Here is a 20113-nt window from a genome sequence, read left to right on the forward strand (position 1 = left end):
GGTAAAGGTCTCTCCGGATCCCCCATGCCCTACCTCACGCTCGCCATCGGTCTCCTGCTGGGCGCGGCCATCGCGGGCCTGGCCCGGGCCCGCGGGTCGCGCCGGGCCGGACGCGGGGGAACCCTCGCCGCGCTGGAGGACTCGGCCATGGGGGTCGTGCTCCTCCGGGACCGCAAGGTGGTCTGGGCCAACGCCCGGTGTGCCGCCCTCCTGGGCGCGGACGCCGAGTCCCTGGCCGGGGTGGGGACCCAGGGCTGGCACCAGGACGAGGCCGCCTACGCGGCCTTCGGCGGGATCGTCGCCGGTCTCGCGGAGCCGGGCTCGGCCTTCCGGGGCGAGGTGCGCATGCGCCGGGTGGACGGGAGCCCCTTCTGGGCCTACCTGGTGGGAGGGCCCTTCGTGCCGGGCCGGCCCGAGGAGGGCGTGCTCTGGTTCATGGAGGACGTGTCGGACCGGGTGGAGGCCCAGATGGACCTGGCCGAGGTCCTGTCCCTGAACCAGAAGCTCATCGCCGCATCGCCCACGGCCATCCTGCTCTACCGGGAGGCGGACGGGGCCTGCGTCATGGCCAACGAGGCCGCCGGCCGGATCCTCCAGGGAAGCACCGCCGACCTCCTCCAGCAGAACTTCCGGCGGCTGGATTCCTGGAAGGAGACCGGCCTGAGGGAGGCCGCGGACCGGGCCCTGGCCACGGGCGCCGACCAGACCCTGGAAGTCCATTTCACCTCCACCTTCGGCAAGGAGGTGTGGGCGGTGGTCCACCTCGTCCCCTTCACGAGCCGGGGCGAGCGTCTCCTCCTGCTGCTGGGCGACGACGTGTCCGGCAAGGTGGAGGCCACCCGGGCGTTGCGGGCCAGCGAGGAGAAGTACCGGGTGGTGGTGGAGACGCTCAACGAGGGCCTGGCCCTGATGGATGCCACGGGCGCCCTCACCTTCTGCAACCAGCGCCTGGCGGAAATGGGGGGGTACCAGCCCGGCGAGATGCTGGGGAAGCACTACTCGGCCTTCGTCTCCGAGGCCTCCCTCCCCTACTTGGAGTCCATGGCCATCCTCCGGCGCCCCGCGGCCTCGGAGTCCTTCGACGCGGGCCTGCGGCGCCGGGACGGGTCCGTCCTGGAATCGCGGATCTCCCTGGCCTCGGTGCACGACGCCCAGGGGGCGATCACCGCGCTGGCCATCCTGGTGACAGACATCTCCGCCGCGAAACGGGTGGAGCGGGAACGGGAACGCCTCCTGGACGAGCTGGAGCAGAAGAACAAGGAACTGGAGACGCTGCTCTACGTGGCATCCCACGACCTGCGCAGCCCGCTGGTGAACATCCAGGGCTTCAGCCAGCGCCTGGGCAGGTCCCTGGAGGAACTGCGCAGGACCCTGGAGGGGGCCGGGTCCCTGGAGGGTTTCGCGGCCGCCGCCGCCCCGCACCTGCAGGAGCGGATGCCCTCCTCCCTGGAGTTCATCCGCGCCTCGGGCATCCGCATGGACGCCATCATCAACGGCCTTCTCACCCTCTCGCGGGCCGGGCGCATGGTGCTGCGCACCGGGCCCCTGGACATGAACGCCGTGCTGGCCTCCTGCTCCAAGACCCTGGCCTACCAGTTCGAGAGCGTGGAGGGAACCCTCCAGGTGGAGGACCTTCCGCCCTGCGTCGCCGACGCGGCCCAGGCCACCCAGATCGTGGCCAACCTCCTGGACAACGCCGTCAAGTACCGCCACGGGGACCGCCCGCTGCGGGTGCGCGTCTACGGCCGGGTGGCGGGGGACGTGAGCGAATACTGCGTGGAGGACAACGGCGTGGGCATCAGCACCGAGCACCAGGACCGCATCTGGGAGATCTTCCAGCGCCTGGACCCCCAGGGCCCCGTCCCGGGCGAAGGCCTGGGCCTCACCCTGGTGCGCCGCATGGCCGAGCGCAACGGCGGCCGGGTGCGGGTGGCCTCCACGCCCGGCCTGGGTTCCCGTTTCTTCCTCGAACTTCCCCGCGGGTGATCCCATGCCGCTCCTCCAGCCCTTCGAGACCGTGACCATCCTCATCGCCGAGGACGACGAGGGCCATGCCGTCCTGATCCGGGAGCACCTCCAGGAAGCGGGGCTGGCGGGTCCCATCCTGCGCTTCCGGGACGGGCAGGAGGTCCTGGACTACTTCCAGGGCCCCGGGCGGGAGGGCCGGAACTTGCTCCTCCTGGACATCAACATGCCGCGGGTGGGGGGCGTGGAGGTCCTGCGCCGCCTGAAGGGCGACCCTGGCACCCGGCGGACGCCGGTCATCATGCTGACCACCACGGACGATCCCAGGGAGGTGGCGGTCTGTTATGATGCCGGGTGCAATTTCTACATCACCAAGCCCAGGAATTTCGAGGCCTTCTCGGCGGCCCTCACGCTCCTGGGGCGGTTCCTTCCAATGATCCAGGTGGCTGACCCATGACCGAGCCGATGCTCATTCTGCTGGTGGAAGACGACCTGGGCCTGGCGGAACTGGTGCGGGAGGAGATCGGCCAGCGGGAGTGGGGCTTCCTCCATGCCGCCACGGGCCGGGAGGCCCTGGAGATCCTGGCCGGACGGCGCCCCGATCTGGCCATCCTGGACTTCTCCCTGCCGGACATGACGGCGGTCCAGATCATCGAACGGGTGGAGATGCCCCCCTTCATCGTCACCACCGGCAGCGGCGACGAGCGCATTGCCGTGGAGATGATGAAGAAGGGCGCCCTGGACTACCTGGTGAAGGACGCCCATTTCCTGGGGGCATTGCCCGGCGCCGTGGAGCGGGCCCTGCACGCGGTGGCGGTGGAACGCAGGCTGCGGGAGGCCCAGGAGCAGCTCAAGGCCGCGGAGGCCGTCCTGCGCAACACCCAGAAGATGGAAAGCCTGGGCCGCATGGCCGGGGGCATCGCCCACGACTTCAACAACCTGTTCCAGGCCATCCAGGGCAACCTGGAGGTGGCCTCGCTGGAGACCACCCCCCCCGTGGCGGCCCGCGTCGCCGTGGTCCGGGCCCTCAAGGTGCTGGCCAAGGCCTCGGCCCTCGCCCACCGCATGCTGGACGTTTCCGGCAAGGGCTTCCGCCGGTCCGAGGCCCTGGACCTCAACCGCATGGTCCAGGAATGCCTGGAAGGCCGCCGCGGCGCCGGCATCCGCTTCGATCCGGGCGAGGACCTCCCCGGGGTGGAAGGGGACCCGGCCCAGCTGTGCGAGGTGCTCGACGGCCTCGTGGCCAACGCCCGGGAAGCCCTGGGCGAGGCGGGGGGCCTCATCCGGATCACGACCCGGGTCCAGCACCTGGGCGAGGGCGACCCCGCCTCCGGACACTGGATCCATCCCCCCGCCAGCGCGGGCCCCCTGGTGTGCCTGGCCGTGGAGGACGCCGGCTCCGGCATGACCCGGGAGGTCCTGGATCGCGCCTTCGACCCCTTCTTCTCCACGTACCGGCCCGGCCGCGGCCTGGGCCTCGCCACCGCCCTGGGCATCCTCAAGGGCCACGGCGCAGGCCTCTGGGTGCGTTCGGCCCCCGGCAGCGGCACCACCATCCGCCTCCTGTTCCCCCCCGCCGGGGCCGTGGAGCCCGCACCCGAACCCGTCCCGGTCCCCAGGGGCCGGCGGGCCATCCTCCTCGTGGACGACGACGAGGACCTGCAGGAGACCCTGGCCGAGTACCTGCGGGACACCCTGGGCTACACCGTCTTCCAGGCCCGCGACGGCATCGAGGCCGTGGAACTCCACCGCCGGGAACGGGATGCCGTGGGACTCATCCTCATGGACGCGACCATGCCCCGCATGAGCGGTCCCGACGCCTTCAGGGCCATCCGCGGGGAGGACCCCGGGGCCCAGGCCATCCTCTGCAGCGGGTTCTCGGAGGAGGCCGGGACCAAGGTCGCGCGGGAATTCGGGTTCCTGGAGTTCCTCAAGAAGCCCTTCTCCCTGAAGGTGCTCCAGGACCACATCGCCCGGGTGGTGGGGTAGGGGCAGTCCTGGCTACCGCAGGGCGTCCTTCATCATCAGGTCGTTGAGCCGCTTCACGAAGCCGGTGGGGTCCGCCAGGCGGGAACCCTCGGCCAGCAGGGCCTGGTCGTGGAGGAGGCGGCCGTAGGCCTCGATGCGGGGGTCGGTCATGTCCTTGGCGTGGATCTCCAGGAGGCCCTTGACCACCGGATGATCCGGGTTGAGCTCCAGGATCCGCTCCTGGGTGCCGGCGCCCTGGCCCAGCTTCTGGAGCAGGCGCTCCATGTGGGGGTCCATGGCGTCCTCGTCGGAAGTGAGGCAGGAGGCGCTCTCCTTGAGGCGCCGGGTGAGGCGCACGTCGCGCAGGCCGCCGATGAGGCCCTTGAGCAGGCCCAGCAGGGGCTTGAAGGCCTCCGTGGCCTCCTCCTCCTTCTTCTTCTCCTCGGGCTCCAGCTCGGGCTGGTGGCGGTCCGCGGCCTTGAAGGCCAGGCCCTTGTAGTCGGGCAGGGTGGGGAACACGAAGGCGTCGATGGGGTCGGTGAGCAGCAGCACGTCCCAGCCGCGGTGCCGGTAGGCCTCCAGGGCCGGCGCGTGCTCGAGCACCGCCCTGTCCTCGCCGGTGAGGAAGTAGATGTCCTTCTGGTCCTCGGGTTTGGCCTCCACGTACTGGGCCAGGGTGGTGGTCTTGCCGGCCTCGGTCTTCAGGCTGCCCACCAGGAGCAGGTCGCAGATCTGCTCACGGTTGGCGAAATCCCGGGCCAGGCCCTCCTTGAGGAAGGGGCCCAGTTCCTTGAAGACGCCTTCGTAGACCTCGGGTTCGTTCGTCTTGAGGTCGTTGAGGGCCTGGAAGACGTTCTTCACCAGGCTCTTCTGGATCTTCTCCAGCAGGGGGTTGTGCTGGAGGAGCTCGCGGCTCACGTTCAGGGGCAGGTCGGAGCAGTCCACCACGCCCTTCACGAAGCGCAGGTAGGGGGGCAGCAGCGCCTCGCAGTGGTCCATGATCTGCACGCGGTTGATGTAGAGCCGGGGCCCGACCTTGGGTTCGGCGAACTGCAGATCCCAGGACTTGCGCTTGGGGATGTAGAGCAGGGCCTTGAACTCCAGGGTGCCCTCGGCGGCGTAGTGGATCACCTTCGCGGGGGCGTCGTAGTCGTCGGAGATCTGCCGGTAGAAGGCCTCATGCTCCTCGGGGGTCACGTCCACCTTGCTGCGCAGCCAGAGCGCCTTGCGGGAGTTGAGGGTCTCCTCCTCCACCTTCCCCTCGCCCTTCTCCACGTCCATGACCACCGGGTGCTCGATGAAGTCGGAGAACTGCTTGACGATGCCCCGCAGGCGGTATTCGGTCAGGAACTCCTTCTCGTCCTCCTTCAGGTGCAGGACCACGTCGGTGCCCCGTCCAGCGCGCTCGGCGGGGTCCACCGTGAATTCGCCCAGGCCGTCGGATTCCCACCGCACCGCGGAGCTTGCCCCGGCGGCGCGGGAAACGACGGTCACCTTGTCGGCCACCATGAAGGCGGAGTAGAACCCCACGCCGAACTGCCCGATGAGCCCCGGCTTGGCGGCGGCGTCGGCGTGCTGGAGATTTTCCAGGAAGGCCTTGGTGCCGGACTTGGCGATGGTGCCCAGGTTCTCCACCACCGCGTCGTGGTCCATGCCGATGCCGTTGTCCGAGACGGTGAGGGTGCGGGCCTCCTTGTCCACCGACAGCCGGATCTTCCAGTCCCGGTCGCCCTCGAGGAGGGGATCGTTCTGCAGGGAATTGAAGCGGATCTTGTCGATGGCGTCGCTGGCGTTGCTGATGAGCTCCCGGAGGAAAATCTCCTTGTGGGAATAGAGGCTGTGGGTGATGAGGTTGAGGACCTGCTGCAGTTCACTCTTGAATGCGTGCTTTTCGGACATGCGTGGCGCTCCCTGGTGAAAATTTCTTTTTACCAGAGTATGGCGAAATCTTCGAGAGGGCGTGCCGCGCGAGCCGGTCAGGTGGGCATTCCGAACATGTCGATGAACGGCGTGCTGTTGATGGCCGCGAGATTGAGGTAGGCCTCAAGTTCCACGACGAATCTTCCGGGCAGATCCGTGAACGCCAGGCCCGCGTCCACGTACTCCTTGCCGTGGTGCCGAGTGCGGTGGGTCCACACGACCTTGCCCTTCACGGGCTCCTGCGGAACGCCGGGGTGGCTCAGGCGCAGGGATTCAGTCACCACGCCCGGCGTCAGGAACCCCAGGTCGGCCAGGGGGATCCGGATGCCGCAGCCCCGGGCGCCCAGGTCCCGCACCTCCTCGCCGGTCCAGGTCCGATCCCCCACCCTGAACTTGGCCGTGCACGTTTTCTCAGTGGAAATGCGGGGATGCAGCCTCTTTTCCATCGTCGCCTCCGCGAGCCGCAGGGCCACCGGCCCGCTGGCGGTTCTCCGTACCCGGCGCGGGCGGATCCTTGCGGGATCAATATAGTTCCTGGGGATGAAACGTCCATAAATGGCCCATGGGCACACAAAAAGAGGGGGCCGCGGCCCCCTCTTTCCGTAGAGATCCGGATCCGCCTACTTGAGCCAGCGGTCCAGCCACCCCAGCACGTTCTCGTGCCACTGCAGGGAGTTGGCCGGCTTGAGCACCCAGTGGTTCTCGTCGGGGAAGATGAGCAGCTTGGAGGGGATCCCCTTGCGCTGCAGGGCGGTGAAGGTGGCCAGCCCCTGGGCGTAGGGGATGCGGTAGTCCTTCATGCCGTGGATGACGAGCATGGGCGTCTTCCAGTTCTTCACGAACTCGATGGGGCTGTTCTTGGCGTAGTCCTCGGGATTCTCCCAGGGCAGTCCGCCGTGCTCCCATTCGGGGAACCACAGTTCCTCGGTGTCGTAGTAGGCCATGCGCTCGTCCAGGTTGCCGTCGTGGCACACCAGGGTCTTGAAACGGTCGGTGTGCCCGGCGATCCAGTTGATCATGAAGCCGCCGTAGGACGCGCCCAGGGCGCCCACGCGGTCCTTGTCCAGGAAGGAATGCTTGGCCAGCATGTGGTCCAGGCCCTTCATGAGGTCCTCGAAGGGGGCGCCGCCCCAGTCCTTGCGGATGGCGTCGGTGAAGGCCTGGCCGTAGCTGGTGGAGCCGTGGAAGTCCACGCAGATCGCGGCGTAGCCGGCGCCCGCGTAGATCTGGGGGTTCCAGCGGTAGTGGAAGTCGTTGCCGAAGGTGCCCTGGGGGCCGCCGTGGACCAGGAAGGCCACGGGGTACTTCTTGGCGGGGTCGAAGTCCACCGGGTAGACCAGATAGCCGTAGACGGTGTCGCCCTTGGCGCCCTTGAAGGTGAACTGCTCGGCCTTGCCGGTCTTCGCCGCGGCCATGCGCGCGTCGTTGAAGTGGGTGACCTGGCGGATGTCCTTGCCCGCGGCGTCCACGGTGTAGAACTCCGTGGGGCCCTTGAGCGAGTTCATGCCGTAGAGGATGCGCCCGCCCTTGGCGAACTCGATCCCGTCCAGGGTGCCCTGGCCCACGACCAGCGAGGCCTTGCCCGTGGCCGGATCCACCGCGAACAGCGCCCGCTGGCCCAGGTTCTCGGCCAGGCAGTAGAGGGTCTTGCCGTCCGGGGACCAGGCGATGGTGCCCGCGGACCGGTCACCCCGGGGCGTGGCGTCCACGCGCAGGGTGAACTTGCGCTCCTTGGCCGTGGCCCAGTCGCGCAGCACGATGTCGAAGCGGTCCGCCTCGAAGCCGGGGCGGCTCATGGCCAGGTAGGCCAGGGTCCTGCCGTCGGGGGAGAAGCGGGGCTGGGCGTCCCAGGCGGGGTTGGTGGTGATGCGCCGGGGCGCCGCGGAGCCGTCCATGGGCACCGAGAAGAGGTCGAAGTTGGTGGTCCAGGCCTCCGCCCGGCCCATGTCCTTGGCGGAAAAGACCAGTTCCCTGCCGTCGGGGGTGACGGCGAAGTCCTCGGCGCCGCCGAAGGGCTTGGTGGGGCAGTCGGCGTCCATGGCCGGCATCAGGTCGCGGGCCTTGCCGCTGGCGAGGTCGAAGGTGAAGACGTGGTTGCGGGTGCCGTCGGACCAAGTGTCCCAGTGGCGCGCCATGAGGGCGTCGAAGACCATGCCGGAAGCCTTGGCGGCCTCCTTCGTCTCCATGAGCTTCTTCGTCTCGGCGGGGGACTTGCCCGGGAAGACGGCCATGCCCAGCAGCAGCGACTTGCCGTCCGGGGCCACCTCCAGGGCGTCCACGTCCAGCGGCAGCTTCGTCACCTGCACCGCCTCGCCCCCGTCCAGCGGCAGGCGCCACACCTGCGACGAACCCGACCGGCTCGACACGAAGAACAGGGCCTTGCCGTCCCGGGCCCAGCGCGCCTGGGAATTGGAGGTGCCCGGCGCGGTGATGCGCCGCGTCCAGGTGCCGGCCACGTCGCCCAGGTACAGGTCGTGGGCGGTCTTGTTGGCGGCCAGGTCCGGCGTGCCCACCGCGAAGGCGAAGGTCGCGCCGTCGGGCGAGACCCGCGGATCCCCCAGGCGCTCCATGGCCAGGAGATCGTGGATGGATATGGGGTGGGGCCCCGCCGCGACGGCGGGTAGGGCCATGGTCCCGCAGAGCAGGGACAGCGTCAGCGACCGAAGCATGCTTCCTCCTGGCCATACCTTGGGGATGGCATCGTTATATGATACTGCGAACGGCCTTTCGCTCCAGTGTCCAGGGGCGGACCACGCCCCGAAGGCCAGACAGCCCTCTAGTACTCGGCCGGTAGGCTGTTCAGCTGCTCAAGCGTATAGACCGGCCCGTCCTTGCACACGTAGCTGCTGCCCGTGTTGCACCGGCCGCACTTGCCCAGGCCGCACTTCATGCGGTTCTCCAGGGTCGTGTAGATGGCCTCCGGGGAAAAGCCCAGCTTGGCCAGCACGGGAAGCGTGAGCTTGATCATGATGGGGGGGCCGCACACCAGGGCGACGGTGTTGTCGGGGCTGGGGTTGAGCGCCTCCACCACGGGGGGGACGAAGCCCACCTTGCCGGTCCAGCCGGGGACGTCGCCGCCGGGGTCCACGGTGACCACCAGGTTCACGTCGGGCCGGGCCTCCCATTCCTTGAGCTCGTCCTTGTACACCAGATCCGCGACGCTCCGGGCGCCGTAGACGATGGTGATGTCCTTGAACCAGTCCCGCAGGTCCAGGCAGTTCCAGATGACGCTGCGCAGGGGGGGCAGGGCGATGCCGCCGGCGATGAAGACCAGGTTCTTCCCCTTCCACTGTTCGATGGGGAAGCGGTTGCCGTAGGGGCCGCGGAAGCCCACCACGTCGCCCTCCTCCTTGTCGGCCAGGGCCGCGGTCACCCGGCCCGCCTCGCGGAAGGTGCACTCGATGTAGCCCTTGCGGGTGGGGGAGGAGGCGATGCAGAAGGTGGACTCGCCTTCGCCGAAGGCGCTGTAGAGGCCGAACTGGCCCGTCTCGAAGGTGAAGGCCTCGGCGGCGGCCGCGTCCATGAATTCCAGCCGGAAGGTCTTCACGGCGGGGGCCTCCTGCGTGATCTTCGCGATCCGCATGAGGTGGGGGAGATAGATGTTGGTGTCGGTCATGGTCGTGTCTCCCTCAGGCCTGGGCCGCTTCCGCCAGGTGCTCCTGGAGGTTCATGTCCACCGGGCATGCCCGGGTGCACTTGCCGCACCCGACGCAGCCGAGCATGTCGTAGCGCTCGGGGTAGTACGAGAACTTGTGGTAGACCCGCTGGCGCCAACGCTGGGCCTGCGTCTCGCGGGGGTTGTGGCCGGAGGCGTGGAGCGTGAACATGTGCCCGCCGCAGGAGTCCCAGGTGCGCAGGCGGTGGCCGCCCTTGGCGTCGGCCTCCTCGACGATGTCGAAGCACACGCAGGTGGGGCACACGTAGGCGCAGGCGCCGCATCCCACGCAGCGGAGGCTCTGCTCGACCCAGATGCCGTCCTCGAACCGGTCCTTGAGCCGCTTCGTGAGGCCGGGCTGGTCGAAGGCCACCGGGACCTCCACGACCTTCTTCTCGAGTCCGGGATCGGCCTTGAAGGCCCCGGGGGCCAGGGCCACCATCGCCTTGCCCTTTTCCGTGAGGACCTCGGCCAGGAAGCCGCCCTCCACGGGGGTGAGCAGGATGTCGCTGCCCGCCGTGGAACCCGGTCCGCCGCCGACGCTGGTGCAGAAGCAGGCGTCGTCCTTCCGGGTGCAGCCCACGCCGATGATGGAAAGGGCCTCCATGCGGGCGTTGAAGAACCGGTCCCGGGTGTCCCAGTTGAACACCGCGTCCAGGGCCTTGAAGCCGGACGCCTCGCAGGGGCGGATGCCGAAGAGGACGGTGGGGATCGCGTGGGGCTCAGCGTCCTTGAGGTCCACCGATCCGGAGCCGGTGGTGAAGCTCATGAGCCGCTCCACCTTGGGGAAGGCGGCCTCCTTGGCGGAAAGGATGGTCTGGAGGTAGTCCTTGGCCACGTCGCCCGGGCTCGTCACGGGGTTCAGCTCCGTGCGCCCGTCGCGGTCCGTGGGGGCCAGGATGCGCCGGCCGTCCCCGGCGAGGGCCGCGAACAGCGCGTCGAGGGAGGCTTGGGGGAGGAAGAAGTTGTCTGCCATGGCACCCTACCGGATGAAGGACTCTTTGTCGTCGGGACGGAAGGTGGAAAGGGCGTAGTCCAGCTTCGAACTGGCCCCGGCCCTCTGGCCGAACTGGAGGTGCACGCTCTCCTCGCAGTTGAAGGTGAGGAGGTGGATGGGGATGCCCACGGGGCAGGCGCGGCCGCAGTCGCCGCACTCCACGCAGCGTCCCGCCAGGTGCATGGCCCGGACCATGTGGTATTCCAGGTTGCCCAGGGCGTGGCTGGCCACGGGGACCCACTGGGGGCGGTTGCAGTCCATGGTGCAATGGCCGCAGTAGCACATGGGGCAGCTGTTGCGGCAGGCGTAGCATTTCACGCACCGGCTCAGCTCGGCCTGCCAGAAGGCCCAGCGCTGGGCGCGGTCCATCTTCGAGAGGCGCTCGAGGATCTCGCGGTCCCGGGCGGGAAGCTCCTTGGCGCAGGTGGCCAGGTGCTCCTCGATGGCCTGGGCCGTGGCGAGCTCCACCGTGCCGTCCCCGGCCAGGGCGAGGACGTTCTCCTCCTTGACCTGGCGCTCGGCCATGAGCTGGAGGATGGCGCGCAGGGTGTCGGGCCGGGCGGCGATGGCCACCCGGCCGAGCTTCTTGACTTCGGGGCGGGTGAGGTAGGTGGCCAGGTTCTGGGCGCAGGCCTCGTCGAAGACGAGGCGGCCGGCCCTTTCGGCCTTGCGGATGAAGGCCGGGCGCCGGGTGTCCATGGTGCCCCGCTCGTAGCCGATGACGGCCTTCACGTCGCCGCTTTCCAGGAGCTGCCGGGATTTTTCTCTCAGGTCCATGGTCCCCTCACTCCACGCCGGTCAGGGCGAGTTCCTTATACTCGGTGTAGGGGCCCAGTTCCCGCACCGAGGTGGTGACCTCGTTCACCAGTTCGGCCCAGCGGGCCCCCTCGGCGGCCGACACCCAGGAGAAGGTCACCCGGCGCGTGTCGATGCCCATGAAGTCCATGAGGTCGCGATAGATCATCCACCGCCGCCGGGCGTGGTAGTTCCCGGAGGTGTAGTGGCAGTCGTTGGGGTGGCACCCCGAGACGATCACGCCGTCCGAGCCCCGGGCGAAGGCCTTGGCCAGCAGCATGAAGTCGATGCGCCCCGTGCAGGGCAGGCGCAGCACCCGCACGTTGGACTGGTACTTGATGCGGCTGGTGCCGGTGAGGTCGGCGCCGGCGTACGTGCACCAGTTGCACACGAAGGCGGTGATTTTCGGTTCGAAGGGTTCAGTCATTTTTCATCCCCTCAGAGGGTCATGAGTTCGGCGAAGATCTGTTCGTTGCTGAAGCCCTGGATGTCGATGGCCTTGGTGCGGCAGGTCGACACGCAGGTGCCGCAGCCCTGGCAGAGGCCGGCGTTCACCTTGGCGAGGGTCTTGATCAGCGTTCCGTCCCGGCCGCGGATCTCCTCCGCCTCGATGGCCTGGTAGGGGCAGGCGCTCTGGCACAGGAAGCAGCCCACGCAGTAGGAGAACGTGGGGGCCGGAAGCCGGTTCACGACGGCCACCACCGGTTCGCGGGTGAGCTCGTCCCGGCTGAAGAGGGCGGCGACCTTGGCGGCGGCGCCCGAGGCCTGGGCCACGGTCTCGGGGATGTCCCGGGGGGCCTGGCAGGCCCCGGCGAGGTAGATGCCGGCGGTGTTGGTCTCCACGGGTTTGAGCTTGGGGTGGCTCTCTGCGAAGAAGTGGTAGGGGTCGTAGCTCACGTGGAGCTTCTGGGCCAGCTCCTCCGATCCGTCCTGGGCCTGCACGGCGGTGGCCAGCACCACCATGTCGGCCTTGATCTCCACCGGCTCGCCGCCCATGAGGGTGTCGGCGCCCTTGACGATGAGCTGGCCGTCCTCCTCGTAGATGCGCGACACCCGGCCGCGGATGTACTTCACGTCGTCCTCTTCGATGGCCCGGCGCACGAACTCGTCGTAGTCCTTGCCGCCGCTGCGGATGTCCATGTAGAAGACGTAGGCCTTCCCGTGGTGCATCTTGTGCTTGTAGAGCATGGCGTGCTTGGCGGTATACATGCAGCAGATCTTCGAGCAGTAGGGCACGCCCTTGGCCCGGTCGCGGCTGCCCGAGCAGGCCACGAACACGACCGTCTCGGGCTCCTTGCCGTCGCTGGGGCGCTTCATGACGCCCAGGGTCGGCCCGGAGGCCGAGGCGAGGCGCTCGAACTGCAGGCCGTCGATGACGTCCGCGTACTTCCCGTAGCCGTACTCGGGGAACTTGTCGGTGCGCATCACCTTGAAGCCCGTGGCCAGGACGATGGCGCCCACGTCCAGGGTGACCAGTTCGTCCTGCTGGTCGAAGCGGATGGCGCCGGTGGGGCACATCTTCTCGCAGACCTTGCACTTGCCAGACTTGTAGAAGGTGCAGTTGAGCTTGTCGATGACGGGCTTGTTGGGCACCGCCTGGGGGAAGGGGACATAGATGGCCGAACGCTTCCCGAGGCCCTCGTTGAATTCGTCGGGGATCTTCTTGTTGGGGCACTTGGTGATGCACAGGCCGCAGCCGGTGCAGAGCTTCTCGTCCACCTGCCGGGCCTTCCGGCGGATGGTGGCCTTGAAGTTGCCGATGAAGCCTTCCAGCTTCTCCAGCTCCGAGTACGTCATGAGGGTGATGTTGGGATGGCGTGCGGCCTCCACCATGCGGGGGGTGAGGATGCACTGGGAGCAGTCCAGGGTGGGGAAGGTCTCCGAGAGCTGGCTCATGTGGCCGCCGATGGAAGGCGACTTCTCCACCAGCACCACCTTGTGGCCGGCGTTGGCGATGTCCAGCGCCGCCTGGATCCCGGCGATGCCCCCGCCCAGCACCAGGGCGCGCTTGGTGACGGGCACGCGGATGGGGTGGAGCGGCGTGTTGTGCTTGACCTTCTCCACCATGACCCGGATGAGGTCCGCGGCCTTGTCGGTGGTGGCGTCGCCCTTCTCGTGCACCCAGGAGCAGTGCTCACGCAGGTTCGCCATCTCGCACAGGTAGGGGTTCAGCCCGGCCTCCTCCACGGCGTTGCGGAAGGTGGGCTCGTGCATGCGGGGGGAGCAGGCCGCCACCACCACGCCGGTGAGGCCGTGCTCCTTGATGGCCTCCTTGATCATGGACTGGCCGGGGTCCGAGCACATGTACTTGTAGTCCACGCTGTGGACGACGCCCGGGACGCTGCGGGTTCGCTCCGCGACCTTCGCGCAGTCCACGGTGGCGCCGATGTTCTCTCCGCAGTGGCAGGTGAATACGCCGATACGTGACATCCTAGGCTCCTCAGACGGCCGCGGGGGTCATGACGGCGGGCACCATGTGCCGCTGCAGCCCCAGCTTGGTGGCGTCGATGCCCATCGCCAGGCCCAGGGCCTGGGTGATGAACAGGACGGGGATCGTGTGCTCGGCGCCCAGCCGCGCGTTGATTTCGGGCCGGCGCATGTCCAGGTTGGACTGGCACATGGGGCAGGCCACGACGATCGCCTCGGCGCCGTGCCTGACGGCGTCGGCCACGATCTTTCCGCTCATCTTCGCCACCAGGTCGGTGCGGGTGACGGAGAAGGCCGCGCCGCAGCATTCGGTCTTGAAGTTCCATTCCCGGGGATCGGCGCCCGCGGCGGCCATGAGGCGGTCCATGGACCGGGGGTCCTCGGGGCGGTCGAACTTCAGGACCTTGGCGGGCCTGACCAGGAGGCACCCGTAATAGCAGGCCACCTTGTGGGCGAAGGGCTTGGTGATCTTGCCGGGGATGACGTCCCTGAACCGGTCCAGCACTTCCAGGACGTTGACGATTCGCACGTTGCCGGTGACGGGCTGGCCGATGACGGCCTCGATGTCCCGGGCCAGGGCGGGATCCTTCTCCAGGGTGTCCCGGGCGGTGGCGAGGCGGTTGTAGCAGGCCGCGCAGGGGGCCAGGATCTCCGTGAGGCCGGCGGCCTCGGCCTGGGCCAGGATGCGCGCGGGCAGGGCCAGGGCGAGCCTGTGGTCCAGCACGTGGGCGCTGGAGGCGCCGCAGCAGCTCCAGTCGGGGACCTCCACCAGCTCGAGGTCCAGCGCCTGGGCCAGGGCCCTGACGGATTCGTCGAACTCCCTGGAGGAGCCCAGGAGGGAACACCCGGGGTAGTAGCCGATCTTCATGGGGTCACCTCTTCCTTCCCAGCGTGAGCTGGAAGATCCGTTTCATGCCGCTGCGGCCCTTGATGAAGTGGGGCAGCAGGGGGAGCTTGCCGCGCACGTACATCTTCGGGGCGAGGTTGACGTCCTTCAGCAGGTGGCGGCTGCGCAGCTTGTAGTTGGCCACCAGGCCGATCTCGTAGAGCCGGCCGGTGGTGCGGATGGAGTCCAGGAAGGCCCGGTGGAAGGCCAGGATGTCCCGGCTCCTGGGATGGGCCAGATCCAGGGCCAGGGAGGCTTCGCGGACGTAGTCCATCACCTTGGCCACCTCCACCTCCTGGGGGCAGCGGGTGGAACAGGTCTCGCAGCCCAGGCACAGCCAGATGGCTTCGCTTTCCAGGACGCGCCGGTCCAGTTCGGGCCGCTCCATCTGGAGGAGGCGCAGGGTCTGGCAGGAGGTGTTGTCCATGTCCTCGGCCACCGGGCACCCGGCGGCGCACTTGCCGCACTGGTAGCAGTGGTTGAGGTTGATGCCGGCCTCATGGCGAAGGCGGGCGGCGAGGGAATCCCCTGGGGCGGGTGCATGGGGAGCACTGGACATGGGCGTCTCCTACGTCGTTGGAGGGACTGGGGTTTCCCCGGGTGTCTGCCTTGAGCCGTCTTGGTGGAGAGGGGCCGAGGGGTGCGGGGAACCTTGATTATCACTGGTTTAAAGGCATGGACGTCCGAAATGTGACTCCAATCAATAAAAAAAGATCGAATATAACATGACTAATCAGGTAGGTTAATTTAAGTCCATGGGCAAATTGATTCTGCGCTCCGGACGGCTCCGGATCCTCCTGGTCCTGGGCTGTGCCTTGGGCGTGATAACTTGGTTGGCAATGACTTCCTGGCCCCTTTCCCTTTCCCTCCTGCGCGTGTACCCCAAGAAGCTCGGCTCGGCCGCGGCGGGGTGGGCCGCGGGGCGCGCGCTCCCCGGAGGCCTCCGGCAGGCGGTCCTGGGGCGCTTCGTGCGGGCCTACGGGCTGGACATGACCGAGGCCGAGCGGCCCCTGGCGGACTATCCAAGCCTCCAGGCCCTGTTCACGCGGCGCCTCAAGCCCGGCCTGCGGCCCCAGGCCGACGAGGTCCCCGGGTGCGTGAACAGCCCCGTGGACGGCGCCCTCATCGCCTCGGGCCGGATCCAGGCCGGCCAGGCCATCCAGGCCAAGGGCCTGCCCTACGCCATCGGCGAACTGCTCAAGCACGACCCCGCCGCGGCCCGTTTCGAGGGCGGCCACTACCTGACCCTCTACCTTTCCCCCCGGGACTACCACCGCATCCACGTGCCCATCCGCGGCCTGGTCACGGCCGTGGGCCGGGTGGAGGGCGAGCTCTGGCCCGTGAACGGCGCCAGCACCGCCCACGTGCCCCGCCTCTACGAACGCAACCGCCGGGCCACGTGGGTGGCCCTGGGCACGGGCCCCGACGAGGGGCTGGAAGTGGCCGCGGTGGCGGTGGGCGCCACCCACGTGGGCGGCGTGATCATCGACGGGCGGTGGCTCGGGGGCCGGTCCCTGCCCAGGGACGGTTCGCTTCCCGTGGACCTCCTGCCCTGCGCCCCCGGGGACGACCTGGGAACCTTCCAGTTCGGGAGCACCGTGGTGCTGCTCATCGGCGGGCCCGGAGCCGCCCGGTGGGAGCCGGCGCCGGTGGCGGGCCCCGTGCGCGTGGGTCAGCGCCTGGGGCGTTTCCGGTGACGGACGATACCGGGATCTTCCAGGATTCCGAGCCCCTGTGGGAGGCCGGCGGGGACCTGCCCGGCGCCCTGGAGGCGGTGCTGGTGGCCAGCGGCGAGGTGCTGGACATGGCCCGGCTGAAAGAGCTCACCGGGCTGGGCGAAGGAACCCTCCGCCTGGGCCTCGACAAGCTCGCGGAGCGCCTGGTGCCTCCCCGGGGCCTGCGGCTGTTGGAAGTGGGCGGAGGCTGGCGCATGGCGGCGGCCCCGGAGTACCAGGCCCTGATCAGCCGCCTGGTGACCATCACCCGCAGCGGCAAGCTCACCCCCGCCCAGATCGAGACCCTGGCCATCATCGCCTACCGCCAGCCGGTGACCATCCCCGAGATCAACGAGCTGCGCGGGGTCACCAGCTGCTCCACCCAGGTGAAGAGCCTGGCCGAGCGCGAGCTCATCACCCCCGCCGGCCGTAAGGCGGTGGTGGGCCGGCCCATGATGTGGGCCACCACCATGAAGTTCCTGGTGCATTTCGGACTGCGCAGCCTCAACGACCTGCCCCGGCTGGGGGACTTCGGCGAGGCGAACCTGGAGGCCCTGGCCCTGGCGCGCCTGGAGCCGCCCCTGCCCGAAGGGGGCCTTTTCGACGGCGTCGGGGACGAATCCGGGGAGACCGATGACTGACGACGTGTACAAGGGCTGGACCCGGCCCGGCCCCAGGCCCCCCGGCGGCATCGAGCCCGAGGAGGGCGAGACCCTGGACTTCATCACCGGCCACTACCGGCTGTTCCAGTACAAGCGCGGCCACCGCTTCTCCACCGACGACATCCTCACCGCCTGGTACGGCACCACCTGGTGCCCGAGGCCGGGCCGGGTGGCGGACCTGGGCTCGGGCATCGGCAGCGTGGCCACCTCCGTGGCCTGGCGCTGCCCGGGCGCCCGGATCCACACCGTGGAGGCCCAGGCCATCTCCGCGCGCCTGGCCCGCAAGAGCGTGGCCTACAACGGCCTCCAGGACCGGTACACCATCCACGAAGGGGACCTGCGCGACCCCGCCCTGTTCCAGGACGAGGCGCCCTTCGACCTGGTGACCGGGTCGCCGCCCTACTGGCCCGTGGGATCCAAGGCCGAGGCCGCCCATCCCCAGGCCATTCCGGCCCGGCTGGAGGTGCGGGGGGACATCGGCGACTACGCCAAGGCCGCCGCCCGCATCCTGGCGCCGGGCGGGATCTTCGCCTGCGTCTTCCCCTCGGACCAGATCGACCGGGCCGAACGGGCCTACCAGGAGGCGGGCCTGCTCCTCATGCACCGCCAGGACGTGGTGTTCAAGGAGGGGGACCCGTACGGCATCGCGCTGTTCGCGGGGTGCCGGAAGGGCGACCTGCCCGAAGGGTTCGGGGAGGCCGCGGGGTTCCCCGCGGTGGCGCCGCCGATCACCATCCGCAGGCGCGACGGCAGCGTGGATCCTTCCATCGCCCGGGTCCGCCTGGCCATGGGGTTTCCCCCCGGCCTCGCGACGGGCTGAAACGGCACGGGAATTCCTTGATAACCTCTAGCTGTCATCCATCCCTTCGAGGCGCCCCATGGATCGTGGAACCCTGATCGGCCTGCTCCTGGGCCTCGGCCTTCTGGTGCTGGCCATCTCCCTGGGGCCCAATCCCCGGTACTTCCTCCACCCGGAGAGCATGATCGTGGTGGTGGGGGGCGTCATCGCCTCGACCCTCATCCGCTTTCCCCTGGGCGCGGTGCGGGGGGCCTTCGGCGTGGCCACCCAGGCGTTCTTCACCCACCCCGCCGCCCACCAGGAGATCGTCAACGAGCTGGTGGGCCTGTCCCAGCGGGCCCGGAGGGAGGGCATCCTCGGCCTGGAGCGGCACCTGCCGGCGGACCTGTTCATGCAGGCCGGCATCCGCATGGTGGTGGACCGGGTGGACCGGGAGCACATCAACGACGTGCTCAGCCAGGAGATCTTCGCCACCCAGGAGCGCCATTCCCTTGGCCAGGAGATCTTCCGCTTCATCGCCACCGCCGCCCCCAGCTTCGGCATGGTGGGCACCCTCATCGGTATGGTGCACCTCTTCGCGAGCCTCAAGGATCCCAGCGGCATCGGCCTGGGCATGGCGCTCTCGCTCCTGTCCACCCTCTACGGCGCCGTCATCGCCTACCTCTTCGCCCTGCCCATCTCCGGCAAGCTGGAACTGCGCAGCCGCGAGGAGGCCCAGCGCAAGCGGCTCATCCTCGAAGGCGTCCTGGGCATCGCCGACGAGATGAACCCCGGCCAGCTCGAGGAGCAGCTCAACGCGTCCCTGGCTCCGCGGTTCAAGACCCGGCGGGCCGGAGCCCCCCGTGGCTAGGATCCTCAGCCGGTCCCTGCGCCGGAAGGACGACTTCGAGGGCCTGTGGTTCATCACCTTCGCGGACCTCATGGTGCAGCTCATGGCCTTTTTCGCCGTGATCTACGCCTTCACCTCCCAGGACCAGCGCAAGGTGCAGGAGGTGCTCCTGGCCCTGCAGCACGAACTGGGCGCCAAGGGCGAAGGCGTCCTCCCCGGCCACACCGGCATCGCCCCGGAACGCGCCGCGGACCTGGAGAAGCTCCTCAACGACCTCAAGCCCGTGGAGGGCCAGGACCACGGCGTGAAGATGCAGGTGGTGCGCTTCCGGGGCGGCCTCCTCTTCGGCGAGGGCGGCTCCGCCTTCGACCCCACCTTCGAACCCATGATGAAGCGCATCTCGGAGATCGCCCTGCAGTACCCCGGCTACGCCCTGGTGTGCGAAGGGCACGCCGCCCCGGGCGAGCAGGGCCGGGCCAAGGGCCAGGACGCCCTGGAGCTCAGCTCCCAGCGCGCCATGACCGCGGTGCGCCACCTGGTGGCCCTGGGCATGGACCCGGCCCTCCTGGCCGCCGAGGCCCACGGCGACGCCCAGATGGAGGGCGACCCCGGCACCCCCGAGGGCAGGGCCCTGCAGAGGCGGGTGAAGTTCCGCTTCCAGAAGGCGACGGAACGGAACTAATCCACCTGGCGTGCGGTGACGATGACGACGAGCCCGCGCCCCTTGAGAAGGGACGTGCCCACCACGACCCTTTCCCCGGCCTTCAGCGTGAGGTCGGTGCTCATGCTGGCGAGTTCGCTGCGGGTATTGAAGTCGATGCTGCGCAGGTTGAAGCCGTGCAAGGTCAAGGTCGGGGCAGCGCCGGGGACCTGGGCCAGGCGCACCGAGCCCACCTGCCACCGGAATTCCAGCGGGGTGAATTCGCCCTTCCCATCCAGGGCCGGCAAGGGCGTCTGGCCCACGCCATACAGGTTTGAGGCGCCATCGAGGGTGCGCTGATGGAAGGAGGCTGCCGAGGTGAACCCGCGGTAGTTCAGGGTGGAGCGCAGCGCGGCGACCACGTCCTTGAGCTCGTCGGGAACGCCGGTACCCGGCAGTTCCTGGCGGGACGCGAAAAGCACCTGGATGGTGATGTCCACGTCCTTGCGGGGCGGGGGCGGCACGTCGAGCCGGGCCAGGGCCGCTTCCACGGCGGCGACGTTCTCCGGAAAATCCCGGACCGTGATGAGGTGCAGGCCGTCCCGGTCCAACGGCACGATCCGGCTGCCCTTGAAGCCGCTAAGGAGCGGGCGCAGAGCGCCATGAAGGATTCCCGCGGACTGGTTCTTGACCATGAACAGCTTGCCGGTGAATTCCCGCGTGGTGACAAACTCCGAGTCCTTGGCTTCGGCCGGGACCTCGGCGGGTTTCGGAGCAGGGGCCTGGCTGAAGGCCGGGAACGCAGACAGGGCGGCGATGGCGAGGATGCGCAGGGGCATGCGTAAAGGCATGTTT

Annotated in this window: 19 protein-coding genes; 8 read left to right on the plus strand and 11 right to left on the minus strand. The window is 68.9% G+C overall.

Features of this window, described 5'->3' with window-relative positions:
* Positions 1-24: 24 nt before the first annotated feature.
* The 3 genes from ACZ5LB_RS17010 to ACZ5LB_RS17020 are packed head-to-tail and all read left to right on the plus strand — an operon-like array spanning position 25 to position 3954.
* Complete coding sequence (locus ACZ5LB_RS17010; protein WP_464603394.1) at positions 25-1986, plus strand: PAS domain S-box protein; 1962 nt, start codon at positions 25-27, stop codon at positions 1984-1986.
* Between the two features lie 4 nt (positions 1987-1990).
* Entirely contained in the window at positions 1991-2422 is a 432-nt protein-coding gene (locus ACZ5LB_RS17015) for a response regulator (RefSeq protein ID WP_464603395.1), read from the plus strand.
* The gene (locus ACZ5LB_RS17020) at positions 2419-3954 is read left to right on the plus strand and encodes a hybrid sensor histidine kinase/response regulator (RefSeq protein WP_464603396.1); all 1536 of its coding nucleotides are present in this window, start codon (positions 2419-2421) and stop codon (positions 3952-3954) included. Before ACZ5LB_RS17015 ends, ACZ5LB_RS17020 begins: the two co-directional genes overlap by 4 nt.
* 12 nt (positions 3955-3966) lie before the next feature.
* Here the strand turns inward: ACZ5LB_RS17020 and htpG are convergent, their stop codons facing one another.
* The 10 genes from htpG to ACZ5LB_RS17070 all read right to left on the minus strand — a co-directional run bounded on the left by htpG (position 3967) and on the right by ACZ5LB_RS17070 (position 15172).
* Complete coding sequence (htpG, locus tag ACZ5LB_RS17025) at positions 3967-5832, minus strand: molecular chaperone HtpG (RefSeq protein ID WP_464603397.1); 1866 nt, start codon at positions 5830-5832, stop codon at positions 3967-3969.
* A 77-nt stretch (positions 5833-5909) separates the two neighbouring features.
* Positions 5910-6299 carry a PilZ domain-containing protein gene (locus tag ACZ5LB_RS17030; protein ID WP_464603398.1) on the minus strand — a complete coding sequence of 130 codons (390 nt, stop codon included), beginning with the start codon at positions 6297-6299 and terminating at the stop codon, positions 5910-5912.
* A 174-nt stretch (positions 6300-6473) separates the two neighbouring features.
* Complete coding sequence (locus tag ACZ5LB_RS17035) at positions 6474-8522, minus strand: S9 family peptidase (protein ID WP_464603399.1); 2049 nt, start codon at positions 8520-8522, stop codon at positions 6474-6476.
* A 107-nt stretch (positions 8523-8629) separates the two neighbouring features.
* A complete protein-coding gene (locus ACZ5LB_RS17040) occupies positions 8630-9469 on the minus strand; it encodes an FAD/NAD(P)-binding protein (protein ID WP_464603400.1) in 840 nt (279 codons plus the stop codon).
* A 13-nt stretch (positions 9470-9482) separates the two neighbouring features.
* Complete coding sequence (locus tag ACZ5LB_RS17045; protein ID WP_464603401.1) at positions 9483-10484, minus strand: 4Fe-4S dicluster domain-containing protein; 1002 nt, start codon at positions 10482-10484, stop codon at positions 9483-9485.
* A gap of 6 nt (positions 10485-10490) precedes the next feature.
* On the minus strand, positions 10491-11282 hold the full coding sequence (locus ACZ5LB_RS17050) for a hypothetical protein (protein WP_464603402.1): 792 nt from the start codon (positions 11280-11282) through the stop codon (positions 10491-10493).
* A gap of 7 nt (positions 11283-11289) precedes the next feature.
* The gene (locus ACZ5LB_RS17055) at positions 11290-11727 is read right to left on the minus strand and encodes a hydrogenase iron-sulfur subunit (RefSeq protein WP_464603403.1); all 438 of its coding nucleotides are present in this window, start codon (positions 11725-11727) and stop codon (positions 11290-11292) included.
* Positions 11728-11738: 11 nt separating this feature from the next.
* Complete coding sequence (locus ACZ5LB_RS17060; protein WP_464603404.1) at positions 11739-13730, minus strand: 4Fe-4S binding protein; 1992 nt, start codon at positions 13728-13730, stop codon at positions 11739-11741.
* 10 nt (positions 13731-13740) lie between these two features.
* Positions 13741-14595 carry a CoB--CoM heterodisulfide reductase iron-sulfur subunit B family protein gene (locus ACZ5LB_RS17065; RefSeq protein ID WP_464603405.1) on the minus strand — a complete coding sequence of 285 codons (855 nt, stop codon included), beginning with the start codon at positions 14593-14595 and terminating at the stop codon, positions 13741-13743.
* A 4-nt stretch (positions 14596-14599) separates the two neighbouring features.
* On the minus strand, positions 14600-15172 hold the full coding sequence (locus tag ACZ5LB_RS17070) for a 4Fe-4S dicluster domain-containing protein (RefSeq protein ID WP_464603406.1): 573 nt from the start codon (positions 15170-15172) through the stop codon (positions 14600-14602).
* 280 nt (positions 15173-15452) lie between these two features.
* Here ACZ5LB_RS17070 and asd point away from each other — a divergent pair, with 280 nt between their 5' ends.
* Genes asd through ACZ5LB_RS17095 form a run of 5 tightly spaced genes read left to right on the plus strand, consistent with a single transcriptional unit; the run spans position 15453 to position 19300 of the window.
* Positions 15453-16310 (plus strand): archaetidylserine decarboxylase, encoded by an 858-nt coding sequence (gene asd, locus ACZ5LB_RS17075; RefSeq protein ID WP_464603407.1) that lies wholly within the window; start codon positions 15453-15455, stop codon positions 16308-16310.
* Positions 16307-16969 carry an SMC-Scp complex subunit ScpB gene (gene scpB, locus ACZ5LB_RS17080; protein ID WP_464603408.1) on the plus strand — a complete coding sequence of 221 codons (663 nt, stop codon included), beginning with the start codon at positions 16307-16309 and terminating at the stop codon, positions 16967-16969. Before asd ends, scpB begins: the two co-directional genes overlap by 4 nt.
* A complete protein-coding gene (locus tag ACZ5LB_RS17085; protein WP_464603409.1) occupies positions 16962-17810 on the plus strand; it encodes a tRNA1(Val) (adenine(37)-N6)-methyltransferase in 849 nt (282 codons plus the stop codon). The genes scpB and ACZ5LB_RS17085 overlap by 8 nt, the downstream gene beginning before the upstream one ends.
* Before the next feature lie 58 nt (positions 17811-17868).
* Positions 17869-18639 carry a motility protein A gene (locus tag ACZ5LB_RS17090; protein ID WP_464603410.1) on the plus strand — a complete coding sequence of 257 codons (771 nt, stop codon included), beginning with the start codon at positions 17869-17871 and terminating at the stop codon, positions 18637-18639.
* Complete coding sequence (locus ACZ5LB_RS17095) at positions 18632-19300, plus strand: OmpA/MotB family protein (protein WP_464603411.1); 669 nt, start codon at positions 18632-18634, stop codon at positions 19298-19300. The genes ACZ5LB_RS17090 and ACZ5LB_RS17095 overlap by 8 nt, the downstream gene beginning before the upstream one ends.
* On the opposite strand, the gene ACZ5LB_RS17100 is transcribed toward ACZ5LB_RS17095, so the two are convergent.
* The gene (locus ACZ5LB_RS17100; protein ID WP_464603412.1) at positions 19297-20109 is read right to left on the minus strand and encodes a hypothetical protein; all 813 of its coding nucleotides are present in this window, start codon (positions 20107-20109) and stop codon (positions 19297-19299) included. The two genes, ACZ5LB_RS17095 and ACZ5LB_RS17100, sit on opposite strands and share 4 nt — an antisense overlap.
* Between the last annotated feature and the right edge of the window lie 4 nt (positions 20110-20113).

The sequence above is a fragment of the Mesoterricola sp. MK458 genome (assembly GCF_055384935.1).